The sequence below is a fragment of the Thiospirochaeta perfilievii genome (assembly GCF_008329945.1).
Taxonomy (GTDB): Bacteria; Spirochaetota; Spirochaetia; order DSM-2461; family DSM-2461; genus Thiospirochaeta; species Thiospirochaeta perfilievii.
The window spans coordinates 3,426,894-3,444,124 of the sequence record NZ_CP035807.1 but is presented as its reverse complement, the minus strand read 5'-3'; the positions used below and the strand labels follow the sequence as shown (position 1 = coordinate 3,444,124).

The 17,231-nt window shown below is 32.5% G+C and carries 18 protein-coding genes; 7 read left to right on the top strand and 11 right to left on the bottom strand.

All coding sequences use genetic code 11. The features are described 5' to 3' along the window. Positions 1-139: 139 nt before the first annotated feature. On the top strand, positions 140-1,798 hold the full coding sequence (locus EW093_RS15985) for a diphosphate--fructose-6-phosphate 1-phosphotransferase (RefSeq protein ID WP_149569356.1): 1,659 nt from the start codon (positions 140-142) through the stop codon (positions 1,796-1,798). A 26-nt stretch (positions 1,799-1,824) separates the two neighbouring features. Here EW093_RS15985 and EW093_RS15980 read toward each other — a convergent pair whose 3' ends face one another. Beyond that, the gene (locus EW093_RS15980) at positions 1,825-2,121 is read right to left on the bottom strand and encodes a late competence development ComFB family protein (protein ID WP_149569355.1); all 297 of its coding nucleotides are present in this window, start codon (positions 2,119-2,121) and stop codon (positions 1,825-1,827) included. A 101-nt stretch (positions 2,122-2,222) separates the two neighbouring features. Here EW093_RS15980 and EW093_RS15975 point away from each other — a divergent pair, with 101 nt between their 5' ends. The 3 genes from EW093_RS15975 (at position 2,223) to EW093_RS15965 (ending at position 6,410) form a co-directional block, all read left to right on the top strand. Then, complete coding sequence (locus EW093_RS15975) at positions 2,223-4,394, top strand: RND transporter family protein (RefSeq protein WP_149569354.1); 2,172 nt, start codon at positions 2,223-2,225, stop codon at positions 4,392-4,394. Between the two features lie 2 nt (positions 4,395-4,396). After that, complete coding sequence (locus tag EW093_RS15970) at positions 4,397-5,164, top strand: outer membrane lipoprotein-sorting protein (protein WP_149569353.1); 768 nt, start codon at positions 4,397-4,399, stop codon at positions 5,162-5,164. Positions 5,165-5,240: 76 nt separating this feature from the next. Beyond that, complete coding sequence (locus tag EW093_RS15965) at positions 5,241-6,410, top strand: hypothetical protein (protein ID WP_149569352.1); 1,170 nt, start codon at positions 5,241-5,243, stop codon at positions 6,408-6,410. On the opposite strand, the gene dnaB is transcribed toward EW093_RS15965, so the two are convergent. Genes dnaB through rpsF form a run of 5 tightly spaced genes read right to left on the bottom strand, consistent with a single transcriptional unit; the run spans position 6,411 to position 9,395 of the window. Further along, positions 6,411-7,754: a replicative DNA helicase gene (gene dnaB, locus EW093_RS15960; RefSeq protein ID WP_149569351.1), complete on the bottom strand. Its 1,344-nt coding sequence runs from the start codon at positions 7,752-7,754 to the stop codon at positions 6,411-6,413. After that, positions 7,754-8,275: a 50S ribosomal protein L9 gene (gene rplI, locus EW093_RS15955; protein WP_149569350.1), complete on the bottom strand. Its 522-nt coding sequence runs from the start codon at positions 8,273-8,275 to the stop codon at positions 7,754-7,756. The genes dnaB and rplI overlap by 1 nt, the downstream gene beginning before the upstream one ends. 16 nt (positions 8,276-8,291) lie before the next feature. Next, positions 8,292-8,561 (bottom strand): 30S ribosomal protein S18, encoded by a 270-nt coding sequence (gene rpsR / locus EW093_RS15950; RefSeq protein WP_149569349.1) that lies wholly within the window; start codon positions 8,559-8,561, stop codon positions 8,292-8,294. A gap of 18 nt (positions 8,562-8,579) precedes the next feature. Continuing rightward, positions 8,580-9,089: a single-stranded DNA-binding protein gene (locus EW093_RS15945; protein WP_149569348.1), complete on the bottom strand. Its 510-nt coding sequence runs from the start codon at positions 9,087-9,089 to the stop codon at positions 8,580-8,582. 24 nt (positions 9,090-9,113) lie between these two features. Continuing rightward, positions 9,114-9,395: a 30S ribosomal protein S6 gene (gene rpsF / locus EW093_RS15940; RefSeq protein ID WP_149569347.1), complete on the bottom strand. Its 282-nt coding sequence runs from the start codon at positions 9,393-9,395 to the stop codon at positions 9,114-9,116. Positions 9,396-9,512: 117 nt separating this feature from the next. Here rpsF and EW093_RS15935 point away from each other — a divergent pair, with 117 nt between their 5' ends. Genes EW093_RS15935 through hisI form a run of 3 tightly spaced genes read left to right on the top strand, consistent with a single transcriptional unit; the run spans position 9,513 to position 11,805 of the window. Further along, positions 9,513-9,953 (top strand): hypothetical protein, encoded by a 441-nt coding sequence (locus EW093_RS15935; protein WP_149569346.1) that lies wholly within the window; start codon positions 9,513-9,515, stop codon positions 9,951-9,953. 6 nt (positions 9,954-9,959) lie between these two features. Further along, positions 9,960-11,435: a UTP--glucose-1-phosphate uridylyltransferase gene (locus tag EW093_RS15930; RefSeq protein WP_149569345.1), complete on the top strand. Its 1,476-nt coding sequence runs from the start codon at positions 9,960-9,962 to the stop codon at positions 11,433-11,435. Next, entirely contained in the window at positions 11,428-11,805 is a 378-nt protein-coding gene (gene hisI, locus EW093_RS15925) for a phosphoribosyl-AMP cyclohydrolase (RefSeq protein ID WP_149569344.1), read from the top strand. The genes EW093_RS15930 and hisI overlap by 8 nt, the downstream gene beginning before the upstream one ends. A gap of 12 nt (positions 11,806-11,817) precedes the next feature. On the opposite strand, the gene deoD is transcribed toward hisI, so the two are convergent. The 5 genes from deoD to EW093_RS15900 are packed head-to-tail and all read right to left on the bottom strand — an operon-like array spanning position 11,818 to position 17,218. Further along, positions 11,818-12,525: a purine-nucleoside phosphorylase gene (gene deoD / locus EW093_RS15920; protein WP_149569343.1), complete on the bottom strand. Its 708-nt coding sequence runs from the start codon at positions 12,523-12,525 to the stop codon at positions 11,818-11,820. A gap of 50 nt (positions 12,526-12,575) precedes the next feature. Continuing rightward, positions 12,576-13,010: a response regulator gene (locus EW093_RS15915; protein WP_149569342.1), complete on the bottom strand. Its 435-nt coding sequence runs from the start codon at positions 13,008-13,010 to the stop codon at positions 12,576-12,578. A 9-nt stretch (positions 13,011-13,019) separates the two neighbouring features. Beyond that, a complete protein-coding gene (locus EW093_RS15910) occupies positions 13,020-13,484 on the bottom strand; it encodes a chemotaxis protein CheX (RefSeq protein WP_149569341.1) in 465 nt (154 codons plus the stop codon). A gap of 50 nt (positions 13,485-13,534) precedes the next feature. Next, positions 13,535-14,836 carry a CheR family methyltransferase gene (locus EW093_RS15905; protein ID WP_149569340.1) on the bottom strand — a complete coding sequence of 434 codons (1,302 nt, stop codon included), beginning with the start codon at positions 14,834-14,836 and terminating at the stop codon, positions 13,535-13,537. 12 nt (positions 14,837-14,848) lie between these two features. Further along, positions 14,849-17,218 (bottom strand): chemotaxis protein CheA, encoded by a 2,370-nt coding sequence (locus tag EW093_RS15900; protein ID WP_149569339.1) that lies wholly within the window; start codon positions 17,216-17,218, stop codon positions 14,849-14,851. Positions 17,219-17,231: the final 13 nt, after the last annotated feature.

Below are 17,231 nucleotides of genomic sequence, written 5' to 3'. Positions count from 1 at the left end.
ATTTTACCTTGCTTTACAACATGAAACAAGCTGTATGGAAATTAGGTTAGATCGATTGACCTTAGCCCTTAAGAAGTATAATATTTATTATAATTAATCTATAAATAATTGCTTATATGCAATATAAATAGGAGATAAAATGGCAAATCTTTCCCCATTACAGAAACTTAGATACGAATACCAACCTAAGTTACCAACTGTATTAAAAGGTGATGTTAAAAACATTACAGTAGAGCTAGGTTCTCCAACGGAATCTATAGCAAATCAAGCAGAAGTAAAAGACTTATTCAAAAAGACTTATGGTTTACCAGTTGCAAAGTTTGTAGAAGGTACAAATGAAAATGCAGGAAAAGTTATAAACGTAGGTGTTATTTTATCTGGTGGTCAAGCTCCAGGAGGACACAATGTTATCGCTGGTATCTATGACGGTGTAAAAAACGGAAACAAAGATTCTAAAGTATTTGGATTCAAGGGTGGACCTGCAGGAATTATGAATGGTAATCTTGTTGAAATTACACCTGAGTTTATGGATGAGTATAGAAACACTGGTGGTTTTGACATGATCGGTTCTGGTAGAGATAAACTAGAGTCTACAGAGCAGTTTGAAATGGCAAAAGCTACTTGTGAAAAAAACAATATTACATCTGTTATTATTATTGGTGGTGATGACTCAAATACAAACGGTGCAGTTTTAGCTGAATATTTTGCAGCAAATAATGCTGGGATTACTGTAGTTGGTTGCCCTAAAACTATTGATGGAGATCTTAAAAACGAGCACATAGAAACATCTTTTGGTTTTGATACAGCGTGTAAAACATACTCAGAACTTATTGGAAATATCCAAAGAGATGCGAACTCAGCAAAAAAATATTGGCACTTTATTAAGTTAATGGGTCGAAGTGCATCCCATATCGGCTTAGAGTGTGCATTACAAACTCAACCAAATATCTGTATAATTTCAGAGGAAATAGAAGCTAAGGCTCAAACTTTAGACTCTGTGGTTGATGATATTGTTGATGTTGTTGTTAAGAGATCACAAAATGGTGATAACTTTGGTGTTGCATTAATTCCAGAGGGATTAATTGAGTTTATACCAGAAATGAATGTTTTAATTTCAGAGTTAAATAATCTATTAGCAATCGAAGCTGAATCCTTTGCAAAAGCTGTTGGATTTGACGAACAGGTTAAGTGGATTATATCTAAAACAACAAAAGCTGCTTCTGATGTATTTGCATCACTTCCTAAGGGAATCCAAGCTCAATTATTAATGGATAGAGATCCCCATGGGAATGTTCAAGTATCAAGAATTGAGACTGAGAAATTATTAATAGAAATGGTTGATAAAAAGTTAAACGACTTAAAAGCAGCTGGTAAGTTCTCTGGTTCTTTTAATGGTTTAAACCACTTCTTCGGTTATGAAGGTAGATGTGCATTCCCATCTAACTTCGATGCTGACTACTGTTACTCATTAGGTTATACTGCATTTTTATTAATGAACCAAGGTTTAACTGGTTATATTTCAAATGTTAAAAACCTAGATAAGCCAGCAACAGAGTGGGTTGCAGGTGGTGTTCCATTAACAATGATGATGAATATGGAGCAGAGACACGGACACTTAAAGCCAGTTATTAAAAAGGCTTTAGTTGAACTAGACGGTGCTCCTTTTAAAGAGTTTAAGGCTAATAGAGATGAGTGGGCTGTTAATACTAGTTACCTATTCCCAGGTGCTATTCAGTATTATGGACCATCTGAAGTTTGTGATTTAACAACTAGAACTTTAGCATTAGAAAAAAAATAAAAAAAAGGCTGCCTGGCAGCCTTTTTTTATTTTAAGTCGTGAGATCTATTAGATGATACAAATTCAATTGCATCTAAGACTTTCTCTCTAATATCTTCAGATCTATTATCTGCATCTGCCCTTGAATAAAGAGCTCCATAAAGTGAAGCAGTATAGTTTGGTTTTATTCTATTAAGAGCATAACAAACCATATCAATAACACACTCTTCACACTGACAAATATTTTCTTCTAAGTTATTAAACTCCTCTTCCAACATCTCAATAACTTTCTCTTTTATTGTATTTTCTATAATGCTAAAATCATAATCATCTTTAATTGACATTACATACTCCTAATTTTAATTGTAATACTATTTTTATTAAGGCAACAAATACTTTAACAAAAATTCTTTATGTTTTTATAAATACAAGATATCATTATTATATGAAAAAAGTAATTTATCCAATAATTATGGTAAGTTTAATAGTACTATTCTATACCATAACACCAATAAAATCACAGGGTTTATCCGTATATATAGATGGAGATAATCAACTCCTTATACCCCAAAAAAATATAGTAATAACTACAGTAAATTTAATAGAGAATAACTTAAATCTTAAAAAAATCTCAACTATTAAACAGTTACAAGATTTAAACGATCAGTTAAAAAATATACCAGGTGTAAATAGTGTAGACTCTCTTCTAAATGCTACAACAATCTCCTCATCTAATGATGATATAGAGATTAGTCAGTTTATTAAACAAGATATTAATGAGAGTCAGTTAGAGGGTAAAATTAATTCTATTAATCAGTATCCAGAGTTAAAACTCTATGTAGACAGTAATAAAACCTCACTACTCTTCTATATAAATTTTGGATACTCTGTAATACCATCAGAAATATTAAAAGATCTTGAAGATATAAATAGATCTAGTGATATAAAGTTTAATTTTACCGGTAAGTCCCCCATAATATCTATAACAGAAAAATTATTATCAAATGATATATTAATTTTTACACCGATACTATTTATTTTAATTATGATTATATTTTTAAGTTTTAGATCAAGAAAGGCAATATTACTATCTTGGGTTATAATTCTGCTCTCTATTACTCTATCCTATACTCTTATAAGATTCTCAGGAATAAGTATAACTCCACTAATTCTTCTTGTTCCAGTATTCTCCCTTGGTCTATTAAGTGACTATGTTATACACTACATCTACCACCTTTTTTATGAAAAGGGTGAACTTACATCTTTTAAAATACGTAAAAATTTACTCTATCCCCTAGGTTTAACCGCATTATCTACTATTACAGGGTTTTTATCCCTTATATATATAAATGCATCAGGCCATATAATCCTTGGTGGTATAGTTGCATTATCTGTGCTTTTTACCTTTATTGGGGTTCTATTCTGGTTACCATATTTATACTTAAAACTGCCTAAGAAACCAATATTAATAAGATACTCCACTTATCAAGTTAGACTTTTTAAACTACTATATAAAAACAAAAAAATTCTACTAATTCTATTAATAATAGGTATTTTTTGGGGATTAATTAAACTGCCAAGCCTACGAACAGAGCCTTACCCAATAGAACAACTTCCAAAGAGTAGCACAATTCGTAAAGCTGAGGGTATAATTAACAGCAATTTTTATGGCTCTCTTCCATTTTTCCTAGAAATAGATAGTGGAGAGGCAAACAAGTTCTTGGAAAAAGATAGCTTAAAAATATTAGAGAAACTACACAAAACCCTAAATAACAGTGATGAAGTCGGGTATAGTTACTCACTATTAACTATTTTAAAACGTATAAATTTCTACTTTTGGGGTAATGAAGAGTCTCTACTTAACGGAACAGAGTTTGATGATAACTACCCTTTCTTAATAGAACAGTACCTACTCTATTATACTACAGGTGTTGACCCGTTAGAGTTTGAATCCCTTGTTGATCCTTCATACAGATTTTTTTCCATTAAAGGATTTATACGGTATTCCAATGTTGAGAGTCTCAATAATTTCTATAACACTATTGATGGAATAAGAGAGAGTCTGCCTAAAGGGTGGTCAATAAGTGTAAATGGAACTATAAAAGACCTAAATAGGGAGAAAAACGGTTTAACAAAAAACTGGATATTTTCTTTCTTATTAGGTAGCTTCCTAATTTTCATAACCGTTTTACTTTTTTATAAAAAATTATCACTAGCCCTACTATCCCTACTTCCAGGGTTTCTAAGTATGATATTATCCTTTGGTATTATTACCACCTTAGGAGTAACAATAGATTCATTCTCTATTATATTTGTAGCAATTATAACAGGACTTGTAATTGACTATAGTATTCACACCCTCTCTGCAATTGATAAACTACCTCCAATTAAAGATATAGGAGAGGGGTTTAGCTATATAAATAACTATAGTGGTATTCCACTTTTTTTAAGCTTTTTAACATCCCTATCTTCATTCTCTGTTCTATTTTTATCCTCCTTTAGTGGAGCTAGGAACCTTGGGATTCTACTTTTTACTTCTTTAATTTTTTCCTATATACTAAGTTTTTATTTATTGCCTATATTAATATTACCTACTAAAATTCAGTTAGAGGTATAATTATGAAAAAATTATGGATAACACTACTCTTACTTATATCAATGACGCTTTTTGGTGATAACCTTGATAATATTTTAAATGAATTTGCCAATAGGATTCGAATTCCAAATCTATATGGGAAGTTTTCAATAACTTTAATATCTAAAAACGGAGATAAGAGGGAGATTAAAGCGGATGCTTACCAAAAGATGAGCGATAATAACCAGATGAATAGACTATTTCTTTTTAGCTACCCTCCAAGTGTCCGGGATACAGGTTTTTTAATCCACTCTTTTTATAGTGAAGGTGAAAACAAAATGTGGATATATCTACCTGTTGTAAAAAAAATAAAAAGAATATCCCTGGAAAACTCTGGAGGTGGGTATTTTATGGGAAGTGATTTTTCTTACTCTGATTTTATAAGTAGAAGTTACTCTAACTATACCCAAGAATTAATTGGAGAAGAGATTATTGAGAATCAAAACTGCTATGTTGTAAAGGAGTATGGAACAACCTTAGAAGAGAAAAATGAACTTGGGTACTCATACATTATAAACTACTACAATAAGCAGACATCTTTTTTAATAGGAAGAGATTTTTACGAACTTTCTGGGGAGTTATTAAAAACATATAGAGTAAAAAAAATAAAAGTACTTGGTGAATATATCTATCCTACAGAGATAGTTATGGAGAACCAGCAAAATAAACATAAATCAATTATATCTGTTACAGATATTGAGATAAAAGAGCTTCCGGATAGATATTTTACCACAAGATTTTTAACAAGGTAGGTTTTAAATGAAAAAATACTATTTATTGATACTTTTATTACTACTTTTAAATAACATAGGCTCATTGGAGCTCAGAATGTTATCTTTTTCTGACTATTATGGTCAAATTGAACCTTGTAGCCCCTACGAAACACTAAGACAGAGAAACTATATACGTCCTGAACTGCGCCTTGACCTATTCGATTATACCACTCAGGCGACAATTTCTGCCCAGTACTACTATGACTTTTTTAACAGTAATAGTGTCCCTTCCATTGATAATATTCTTAGAGAGTTTTATATCACTTATTTTGGTCTATGGGGAGATATTATAGTAGGACAAAAGTTTACAAATAAGGGAAAAGTAGATGTCTTTAGTCCTCTAAATATCTTTAATAGCTCATATAGGGGCTTATTGAGTTTAGACGATCCATATCAGGGGAAAAGACCTGATTTAAGTCTTGAACTAAAGTACTATTTAGATAATGATAGCTCTTTAGAATTTCTCTATATACCCTTCCCTAGACCCGACTACTTTGGAAACCTACCAACAGATATTGTTCTTGATAATAAGGAGTATAAACTGTTAGAGAACCAACAGAGATACCTGACTAACAATTCCCACTCCCTGTTTTTAACCTACAATAGTTACTCCTATCTCTATGATCTACAAATTACCTATGGAAACTATCTAGATGGTTCCCCCAATTATGCTATTGATGAAACAAAGCTAATAATTGATACTACCTATAATAGAGTACAAACCATTGGAGGGGCAATAAGTAGCTCTTTAGGGCCTATAAGTATTGTCCAGGAGATAGCATTTAATTTAACAGAGAATTTTAATGGGAATAATCATGGAATTAAGAATTCGGATATAACAGTTAATACACAATTAACTAAAACTCTTTTTGGTAGAACATATGGACAGATTAATACAATATACCAGTATATTTTTAATTATAATGATGATACTGATTATATAAAAGCAGTTAATGATATTCAGCTCCAACCAACTGATAATATTCTATTTTTTATTATACACCTACACGATAATTTTCTTAGAGAAAAACTCTATCTTGGTCTAAATATTGGTTATTTTTTCTCTCCAGATGTTTATATTGCTCCAAGATTGAGTTACAAACTAAAAGACAACATATCCATAGATAGTGGCCTTGACATCTATACAGGTAAATATAAACCTAAAATACTAGAGGAAAATATAGGTGGCGATAACTACTATATACGGTTAAAAATTGAGTATTAATTAGTTATTATCATAGGCTAGAGGCTCAAATCTAGTATAGTGTGGAATAAATGCCATTTTAACAACACCAACTGGACCATTTCTCTGCTTAGCTATTATAAGTTCTGTCTCAATTGAGTCTGGTGGTCCATCATCACTGTCTATTCCCCTATCTCTGTGTAAAAACATAACCATATCCGCATCCTGCTCTATGGCTCCAGACTCCCTTAAATCAGCTAAACCAGGGGCTTTACCCTCTGATTGTCTACCTACCTGGGAAAGTACAACCACTGGAATGTCTAGCTCTCTAGCCAATGCTTTTAAGGATCTACTTACCTCAGACATCTGCTCATGTCTAGGAATCTGTTTGTTCTCAGATGTTATTAAACCAATATAGTCAATAAATATAATATTTATATCATGTTTGGCCTTCATTCGCCTTGCTTGGGCTCTTAATTCTAAAAGTGTTATATTTGGTGTATCATCAATATAGAGTGGTGAATCATAAATTCTACCAGCTGCATCGGTTAAAAGATGAAAGTCTGAGTTTTTTAAAAAACCTGATCTTATACGTTGGGACTCTATCCTTGCTTCAGCTGCAATTATTCTTTGCATTAAAGACTCTGCAGACATCTCTAAGGTAAAAAATCCAGTAGAGATCTTCTGTTTAATAGCAGTATTTGCTGCTAAGGTAAGAGCAAATGCAGTTTTACCAACTGATGGCCTTGCTCCAATAATTACCATTTCCTGCTTTTGAAAACCACTTGTCATATCATCTAAACGGTTAAATCCAGATGGTACACCTGTATATGTATCCTTGGTCTGATACCGTTTTTCAATAGCCTCGACAGTAGCCTGTACAACCTCTTTTGCATCTTTAAACTTATTTGTTTGTTGCTTATCATTAATTTCAAAGATAGCCTTTTCAGCCTCTTCTACTATTAACTTAGAGTCTTCTGTCTCATCATGGGCATTTGAAATTATATTATGAGCAACACTGATTAAGTTTCTTCTAACAGAGTTCTCTGCAACAATTTTAGCGTAATAACTAACATTAGCTGCCGTTGGAACAGAACTGGTTAAACTTGCTATATATGCAGGTCCTCCAGCCTTATCTAGTTCACCCTTGGATGTTAAATAATCCACTAGTGTTACTAAATCTACGGCACTACCATTACTTGATAGATCAATTATTGCTTGAAATACTAATCTGTTTGCGTTTTGATAAAAGTCGGAAGGTTTTACAAACTCTAATACATTATCTAAGATCTCTGTACTAAAATTTAGGAGCAACGCCCCAACAGATGCCTTTTCAGCTTCTAAATTGTGGGGCGCGCTCTTATCCTTAAGGTTATTAAGGCTCATTATTCAGCAGAATCTGCTTCTACTTCACTTACTGCAGGTGCAGCAGGAGCTTCTGTAGTTACTTCTTTTGCTTCTTCAATTGGAGCTACAGTTAACTTTAATTTAGCGGACTCATTTCCATAAAGCTTAATCTCTATAGAGTAAGTACCAATAACTTTAATGTTATGACCAGGAACTTCTACTTTCTTTCTCTCAACAGAGATACCTTTCTTAGTTAACTCTTCTACAACTGTAGCGTTATTAACAGAACCAAAAAGTTTTCCTTTTTCACCTGTAGGCATTTTTACGATTAACTCTTCCGACTCAATCTTCTCTTTAAGAGATAAAGCAGCTTTTCTTTTCTCTTCTTTAATCTTTTCAATTGTTCTTTTTCTCTGCTCAAGAACAGTTAAATTAGCTTTGTTGCATAGTACTGCGAATTTATTTGGAATTAAATAATTTCTAGCGTAACCATCAGCAACTACTTTAATGTCACCTTCTTCACCTAGGTTAAGAACGTCTGTTGTTAAAATAATTTTCATTATGATCCCCTAAAATTTATTTTCCAGCAAAAGGAAGAACTGCTATAGTTCTAGCTCTTTTAATCTCTCTAGTTAATGCTCTTTGGTGTGATGCACAAGTACCAGTAATTCTTCTTGGTAAAATCTTACCATTATCTGATACAAATCTTTTTAAAGACTCAGCATTCTTATAATCCATTGCAGCTTTACCTACACAAAATTTACATACTTTTTTTCTGAAGAATTTATTAGTTCTAGGTTTAAAACTCTTTCTTTCTCCAGAGTCTACTCTTTGCTCATCGCTCATAGTTAACTCCTATATTTTTTAAAATGGTATATCGTCTTCGAAGTTACCACTGCCACCCGCATTTCCGGATGGATAATTCTCGTAGGACGGTTTATTGTTACTTACGTTATTATAGCTATTATTCCCTGAGTTCTGATATCCCTGGTTAGGTCTCTGATTATTACCAGAGAATCCCTGTCCTGGAGTACCTTGACCTGGAGAATTACCACCTAATAACTGAATATTATTAGCATGGATAACAACACGACTTCTTTTTTGTCCATCTTGCTCCCATCTATCCTGCCTTAACTCACCAGTTACTGCAATTCGGGTTCCTTTCTGTAAATATTGATTTAAAGATTCTCCCCTTCGACCCCAAAGACTTACATCAAAAAAGTTGGCCTCTTCAACCCATTGATCTCCGTCTTTTCTAGTTCGATTCACAGCAATACTCATCCCAGTTACAGCTGAACCGCTATTAGTATATTTAAGTTCTGCATCCCTAGTAAGTCTACCTACAATTGTAACACTGTTAATATCTGCAGCCATAACAACCCCTATCCATGATATAATCTATTTTTCTGATTTAACAAAAAGATATTTTAAAAGCTCTTCTTTAAGTTTAAATTGTTCATCAAGTAATGCTACTTTTGAACCATCTAACTTAATTAAGAAAAAGTGATAGTGCGATCTGTCTTCTTTTTTAATAGGATAAGCAACTTGTCTGTCACCCATATCCTCTTCTTTTAAAAACTCTGCACCTGCATCAGTCAATAGTGCTTTTACAGCAGCTAGACCTTTAGCGTAGTTATCTTCTTTAGTTCTAAAAAGACACACTAATTCATATTTTGTCATTTGTTCCTCCTTGCGGACTTCTATGATTCACTAACAGTGAATAAAGAGGCTGTATGTAAAATATCATAGTAAAAAATATGAGTCAAGAACTTAGGCATATCATACGATAAATGAAACATGGAAAAGTTAACAAATAGTCTAATAAGATACGAAGAAAATATATTTTACTTAAAATTAACAATAAATAATATTACAAAAGCTAGATTTTTAAATATTAACATGGAGTTATTTCAAAAAAAACTAAAAGATGATCTTATTTTTATATATAAAACCTCTAATATTCTTTTTGAACATCTACTTACAAATAAAAAATTAATAACTAAGGATGAACAACTACACTCTATGTTAGGACTAAAAAACCTATTTATAGATGAGATTAAAGAGCTAAGTAAAAGAGATTTTATAAAACAAGAAGATTTTTCTGAAATAATTCAAACAAACAAGGAAGATATTAATAAAATTGAAAGAGTCTTAGATGAAATATATAAAGAGATTAATAAAGAGGACTTAACAACAAACGAAGAATTAAATATATTATTCATGGAAGATGAGGATTAAAATATTTTGCGAAAAAAATTACTAGAAAACAGTATAGATATAGATTTAACAAACATAATTTTAGATAATTATAATAATAAAAAAATAGGTCAGGATAGCGGTATAAAGCTAAAAGAGTTTCCTATAATTGATAATAAAACTGTTATTGACCTTAAAAATTTTACAGAGATGTCCTTTACCCAGGAACAAATAGATAACTTTTTTAATAAATATAACCTAAATAAGGAACTCTACAGTAGATGTAAAGCTTCTAACTTTATTTTAAATAGAGAGTTATTAGAGGAGATTGGAGTTAACCTATACCCTTTTTTTTCCTTTGGGGTTTTAAATGGAGGATCAGCTACAAGCTATGTAGATTACAAAAAAAACAGAGATTTTAGCCCCCAACTATTAAATAGTCTAAGTGATATATTTGAGAATCTAACAGCTCTTTATAAAAACAGAGCAAAGGGTATAACTCCAGCTTTTATTAACCCAAACGGTGTTGCTGGCCCCTCATTTATGGAATTAAAAATGAGATCCCTGTTATTAGAAGCTAAAAGATATAAGAAGTTAACAGGGAAGGGAAATAAACAACTATTCCCAATATTTCAAATGACATCAACCTCTAATAACGACTCAATTATTAGCTACTACCAATCGATAAAAAGCAGTAAATATCTGAAAAAACTTACAGGGGATACGGGAATTAACATTACTGATGTTTTAACCGGTGTACAGCCATTAATATTAGCATACACCCACTCTAAACATGGGGCAAAAAAGCAGATTTTCCTTGATGAGAAAGGGAATCCTCTACCACTACCAGGTGGCCATGGACACTGTTTCTACACCCTAAAACAAACATTTCATGAACTATATAATAGGGGAATTAAGTTTGTATCAATTGGGAATGTAGACAATATAGGTTATACTGTAGACCCTCTCTCCTTAGCATTATTAGGAATAACCAATAAAGAGGCAACATTTGATTTCTCTTTTAAAACTACCTTTGACGTAAAAGGTGGAGTTTTAATAAGGGAGAGTAGCAATAAAATTAACTGTGCAGACCTTGGTGTAGCGATCTCTAAGGACGAAGTAGTAGCTGCTGAGTCTATGGATAAACCAATTCTATTTAACTGTGCTACAGGCCTTTTTAATCTTGAACATCTTATTAAAAACCTTGATTATATAATTGATAAACTACCAACTAGATTTACAGATCAAAATAAAGATGTTGGACTGTATTCCCAGGCTGAACAGGTTACATGGGAGGTAATAAGCATACTAGATGATTTTCTTATATTAGCTGTTGATAAATATGATAGATTTTTAGCTTCAAAACTACTACTTGAAAATCTAGCAACTAGTGGTCTTGTACAAAATATAGATGACGAGACTTTAAAACAGTGTGCTGTAGAACTTAATAGAGGTTTAGTTAATAACTTAAAAAACAAATTCAATTTATACCTAAAAGATGGAGAATGGATACCAAATGATTGATTTAGACTTTGATAAAAGTGGTGGTTTAATACCTGCAATAGCACAAGACTACTTAACAAAAGAGATACTTATGCAAGCTTATATTAATAAAGAAGCATGGGAGTTAACTATAAAGAATAACGTTGCAGTTTACTACTCTAGAAGCAGAAAAAGCCTTTGGAAAAAAGGTGAAACTTCGGGAAATGTACAAAAAATAAAAGAGATAAAAGTAGATTGTGATTTAGACTCAGTTATTTTTTTAGTTGAACAGATAGGTGATGCTGCATGTCATAAGGGCTACAGAAGTTGTTACTACAGAAGTATAAAAAACAATGATCTTAAGATTACTGGTGATTTAATTTTTGATCCAAAAGTAGTTTACAAGAAATAAAGGGTCTCCCCTTTATTTCTTAATTATTACATCAAGTGCTAACTCCATCATCTGAGTAAAAGTTTTCTCTCTCTCTTCACTGGAAGTCTCTTCCCATGTAACTAAGGAATCACTAACTGTTAATATTGAAAGAGCACTAACACCATACTTTGCCGCTAATGTATACAAAGCAGAGGTCTCCATTTCAACCGCTAAAACATTAAAGGCAGCCCACATTTTCCACTCATCTGGATCATCTGTATAAAATGAGTCTGAAGATAGAACATTCCCCGCTTTTATTTCAAGGTTACTACCTTTTGCTACATCCAAAGCATTTCTAAATAGAGAAAAGTCTGCAGTTGGAGCAAAATCCATACCTTTAAATCTATTTTTATTCATTGAAGAGTTTGTAGAGGATGACATCGCAAGAATAATATCTCTAACATGTATATCCTTCTGCATTGAACCACAAGAACCCACTCTAATAAGCTTTTTAACATCATACTCTCGTATAAGCTCATTAGCATAAATAGAAAGGGACGGAAGACCCATTCCTGTTCCTTGAACAGAAACCCTCTCCCCCTTATACATTCCTGTAAAGCCTAACATTCCACGTACTTTATTGTAACATACAGGATTTTCTAAATACTTATTAGCAATAAATTCTGCTCTTAAAGGATCTCCTGGTAATAATATTTTATCTGCAATTGCACCTTTTTCTGCATTGATATGAACACTCATCTGTTTTACCTCACAAATTTTCAAATAAAAAAGAAGCCTAGTGGCTTCTTCTACTTAAGAACGCTGACAACTCGTTCCAATACTTTTTTACGATCTAAGGGTTTAACTATATAGTTTTTTGCACCAGTCATTAATGCTTTCTTAACTAAGTCTTGCTTACCTAAAGCACTAACCATTATGACCTTTGCATTTTTATCAAACTCCATTATTTTCTCTAAGGCTGTAACACCATCCATTTTAGGCATTGTGATATCCATAGTGACAACATCTATATTAGGGTGTAGTTCTTTATACTTTTCCAAGCCCTCTTCACCATTTCCAGCTGTAGCAACAACTTCAAAACCTTCAGAGTTTAAAATTTGCGATATCTGCTTAGTTACAAATACAGAGTCATCAACAACTAATACTCTATATGCTGCCCCTTGTGCATTTTTTCCTTCAGGCTTTCTATCATTAATTGTTGGCAAGTCACTACTTGATTTCATATAAGCCTCCTAGTTCCGTTCTCGAATTGCTACATTTACTTCAATTTTACCAACAGATAACTGCATAGGAACAATCAATGCTTCTACATCCATATCTGTAACTTGCATATTATCACCTGTAATTATAGCAGGAGGAGTTAGATCGAATTTAAAGCCTAAATCGTATAATTTCGTAACAGCCTGTGCTGTTATCATATTAGCAAGCTCAGTAATTGTGGCTTTCCCTAGATCATCTAAACTAGGGAGAGTTTCTCCATTCATAGCTGAGGCTACATCTATAGCAGTCTGGAGGCTCATATCAAAAAGAACTCTACCTTCTACATCTCCTGCTAAACCTACAATTGCTGCAACACCCATTACTGGCTGTGTAGTTCTTTTCAGAAATAGTTCTCCCCTTTGAACATCAGTGCCTAAAACTTCTTTTAAAACATTAAATGCTGACTCAACAAATGGGTTAATATATTCTACTCTCATGGATCACAATCTCCTTCTTATTTAAACTTAATATATTTTTTAATAAAGAGCTATTTTTTTACATAAACTTTTAACGAGCCTACGCTTTTTTCACTCCAGTTATCAATATCAGGAAGTTCTTCATTCTCACCTAGAATTAAAACTCCACCAGATTTCATCTTTTTAGAAACGGATGCAAAGAATTTCATCTGATCCTCTTCTGATAAAAATGAAACGATATCCCTAGCTACAATTAATTGGTAACCAGCAAAATGGTCCGTATTACTAACATCATGATACTCAAATCTTATAGCGTCCTTTATCTCTTTATTAAACTGATAACCATTTATTGATTCCTCAATATAATCAAGATAACTATTGGGCACATCAGCTTTTGAAAAATTAAGTGCCGGTGCAGATGAAATGCTTAATAAGTCAGAATCTCCTGCATGTATTTTAATTTGAGTATCCCTATAGTGATCTTTTAACATACAGGCTATTGAGTATGACTCATATCCCTTACCACAGCCTGGATTCCAAACTTGAATAATACCTGAAGAGACCTCTGGAAGAACTTTTTTAACCTCTTCAATGTACTCAGTACTCCAAAACTTCCCTGTATATGGAGAGAAGAATGGTAGTAAAAACTCACTAGCAGAAGCATCTGATTCAAGTTGAAAATCCTTTCCTTCAGCATTACGATACTGCTTCCATACTCTTCCACGATCTTTCAACCAGTTTAGATTTATAGGAGAAACATTAAAGTTCTTAAAAGTTTTTAGAGTATCCTTAAAAAATCCCATATCAATGGACTCTTCTTTGGTAATGTTAAGCTCTTCCTGTTTGTTTAGAAGACCTATAGCCTCTATCTGTTTATCAACAACTTCTGGATTTGTTGAAAAAATCTTCTCAACATCTAAAATTATATATAGTTTATTACTATTTTCAACAACACCATGAATATACTCAATATTAACATCGCCAAAAAGAGGGTGGGACGGTTGTATTTTACTACTTGATACACCAACTACCCTATCAATTCCATCAACAATAACACCGATTAGATGGCCATATTCTAACTGTAATATAACCATATTCTCTAATTCATTCTCTTTTTTAACAGGGACATCTAAACCAAAAAACAGACGTAAATCTATTATTGATATAATCTCTCCCCGTAAGTTGTAAACACCCCTTACAAATGGTGCTGTATTAGGAACAAATGTAAATCTATCTGCCTTAGAAATACTAGCAACATTCATTATATTTATCCCATAATCTTTTCCAGCAAGTGTAAAAGTTACCATTTTATAATCTATGTTTACAGAGATGTCTTTTTCTTCAGTTGCTACACTTGTTTTCTCTTCTTCCATCTATCTAAACCTCTATCCAAGAATGAGAGCATCACGTTGTTTTCTCTCAGCTACTTCATTTTTCATACCTAACTCAAGTAATTGGCTTACATCAATTATAAGAGAAACAGTTCCATCACCTAATATAGTAGCACCAGCTATTCCTGGAGAACTAGTATAATGATCATTTAGTGGTTTAATAACAACATCCTCTTCACCAATTAAAGAGTCAACCATTAATCCCATTCTTTTTTCACCACTTCCTACTATAACAACAAATTTATACTCACTACTATTATCATCAGGTAGTCTAAAAAGCCTGTTTAACCTTAGAAGTGATATAACATCCTCTCGAACATTAAACACCTCATAATTATCAATAAATCTAATCTCATTAGGTTTAATTCTATGACTCTCTGCAACAGATGTTATTGGTATTGCAAATATCTCTTTTCCAACACGAACTAGTAAACCTTGAATAATTGCGAGTGTTAGTGGAAGTTTAATAGTAAACCTTGTACCAGAGCCTAGTTCAGACCAAACACTTACAGAACCATTTAGCTTCTCAATCTTCCTTCTAACAACATCTAAACCAACACCTCTTCCTGAGATATCAGTAACTGACTTAGCAGTTGAAAATCCAGGTTCGAATATAAGGTTAAATGCCTCTAAATCTGTTAGATTTTTATTTTCATGGATAATTCCATTTTTAACAGCCTTAGCCATAATGTTTTTAACATCAATACCTGCACCGTCGTCAGCTATCTCAATTACGATCATATTCCCTTCATTTTTTGCTTTTAAAAGAATATGACCATCCTCTGATTTGCCTTTAGCTGCTCTATCTTGTTTACTCTCAATTCCATGATCTATAGAGTTACGAACACAGTGCATTAATGGGTCTAATAAATCCTCAATTACAGATTTATCAAGCTCTGTATCTTCACCCTCTATTATTAGATTTATATTTTTATCTAACTTTTTAGAGAGATCCCTAACAAGCCTAGGAAATCTAGAAAATACTTGTCCTATAGGTACCATTCGAACTCTTAAAACACTCTCATGGAGATCACCTGTAGTTCTACCAAGATTTGTTGCGGTACTTCTAAATAGGTTAACTGTAGATTTTAGGTTAGTCTCAAAGTCATCAAAGACACTATTTAGGCTACTAAATTCATCAGTTATATACTTCTTAATCTCCTTTGAAGTTGTACCTTCCCTATTAAATCGGTCAATTAATTCAGGTAGTGCATCAAAGAATCGCTTAAGTTGATCTTTATATTGTGTTTCACTATTTTGGAAACTCATTAAAGAGTCTGCAAACTGGTTACTAATTTGATTAAAAGTTGCTTTTGTAATAACAGCTTCACTTACAAGATTTAGAATCTCGTCAATTCGTCTACTATCAACTCTTAATATGGAACCTTGACTATTAACATTCTTTTTGCCTTTTTTAGAAATTTGAGATGAGCTGTTACCATCATCCTCAACCTCTTCTTTCTCTGAAAAACTAGCTTCACTATCAGGTTCTTTAACTTCAACAGGATCTTCATATTTAACTTTTTCGACTACTTCATCTATTTTACGAACGTCTTCTACATCAACCTGACTTGTACTTGAAGAGATATCACTATTAGATAGAGCGATTACAGAACTAGATAGGGTAACATCTGTTAGCTCTGACTTCTTTTTAATTAATTCTATATCCTCATTTGAAGCTAAATAATACTTTACTTTCTCATTAAAATTATCATCATATAAAACATCAAAATCTGGGGATGTTTTTAAGACTTCACCAAGGGACTTAAGTGATGTAAAAATCTGTATTCCACCAACACTGTTCATAGGATTATCTGGATCAAAGGTTACTTCGACAACATATAAATCGCTATTTCCAGCTGCGTTTTTAAGCTCTAATAGATCATACTCACTAAGGTCATTACTGTTTTTAACTTTAACAGTAGGCTTAGATGAATTAGATGAAATAGCAGGTTCACTAACCGTCGTACCATTTTTAAAAGAGTGTAATGTATTTTCTATAGAAGTTATATCTTCATTATAAATGTCACCTTCACTCCTTGCCTCTAACATCAACTTAATGATATCTAGAGAGCTCAATAAGCTATCTACGACATTTCCTGTTATGGATATCTGTCCGGCACGTATATCGTCCAGCAGATCTTCTACAATATGGGTAAAAGATGCTAATTCCGCCATCTGCACTGTAGCAGCGCCACCTTTTAAGGTATGAGCAGCTCTAAATATCTCATCAATTGAATCCTTATCATTTGGATTATTCTCAATTGATAAAATATTTTGCTCTAACTGTTCTACTTGCATCTGTGCTTCAATAAAGAAATCTTTTAATAACTCTTCATTATTTGGGTCTAAATAATCGCTCATAATAGTTAATTTT

Bases quoted from the DNA above. Each gene is read 5' to 3' on its own strand.
- EW093_RS15985 (WP_149569356.1), top strand. From the start codon at position 140: ATGGCAAATCTTTCCCCATTACAGAAACTTAGATACGAATACCAACCT.
- EW093_RS15980 (WP_149569355.1), bottom strand. From the start codon at position 2,121: ATGTCAATTAAAGATGATTATGATTTTAGCATTATAGAAAATACAATA.
- EW093_RS15975 (WP_149569354.1), top strand. From the start codon at position 2,223: ATGAAAAAAGTAATTTATCCAATAATTATGGTAAGTTTAATAGTACTA.
- EW093_RS15970 (WP_149569353.1), top strand. From the start codon at position 4,397: ATGAAAAAATTATGGATAACACTACTCTTACTTATATCAATGACGCTT.
- EW093_RS15965 (WP_149569352.1), top strand. From the start codon at position 5,241: ATGTTATCTTTTTCTGACTATTATGGTCAAATTGAACCTTGTAGCCCC.
- dnaB (WP_149569351.1), bottom strand. From the start codon at position 7,754: ATGAGCCTTAATAACCTTAAGGATAAGAGCGCGCCCCACAATTTAGAA.
- rplI (WP_149569350.1), bottom strand. From the start codon at position 8,275: ATGAAAATTATTTTAACAACAGACGTTCTTAACCTAGGTGAAGAAGGT.
- rpsR (WP_149569349.1), bottom strand. From the start codon at position 8,561: ATGAGCGATGAGCAAAGAGTAGACTCTGGAGAAAGAAAGAGTTTTAAA.
- EW093_RS15945 (WP_149569348.1), bottom strand. From the start codon at position 9,089: ATGGCTGCAGATATTAACAGTGTTACAATTGTAGGTAGACTTACTAGG.
- rpsF (WP_149569347.1), bottom strand. From the start codon at position 9,395: ATGACAAAATATGAATTAGTGTGTCTTTTTAGAACTAAAGAAGATAAC.
- EW093_RS15935 (WP_149569346.1), top strand. From the start codon at position 9,513: ATGGAAAAGTTAACAAATAGTCTAATAAGATACGAAGAAAATATATTT.
- hisI (WP_149569344.1), top strand. From the start codon at position 11,428: ATGATTGATTTAGACTTTGATAAAAGTGGTGGTTTAATACCTGCAATA.
- deoD (WP_149569343.1), bottom strand. From the start codon at position 12,525: ATGAGTGTTCATATCAATGCAGAAAAAGGTGCAATTGCAGATAAAATA.
- EW093_RS15915 (WP_149569342.1), bottom strand. From the start codon at position 13,010: ATGAAATCAAGTAGTGACTTGCCAACAATTAATGATAGAAAGCCTGAA.
- EW093_RS15910 (WP_149569341.1), bottom strand. From the start codon at position 13,484: ATGAGAGTAGAATATATTAACCCATTTGTTGAGTCAGCATTTAATGTT.
- EW093_RS15905 (WP_149569340.1), bottom strand. From the start codon at position 14,836: ATGGAAGAAGAGAAAACAAGTGTAGCAACTGAAGAAAAAGACATCTCT.
- EW093_RS15900 (WP_149569339.1), bottom strand. From the start codon at position 17,218: ATGAGCGATTATTTAGACCCAAATAATGAAGAGTTATTAAAAGATTTC.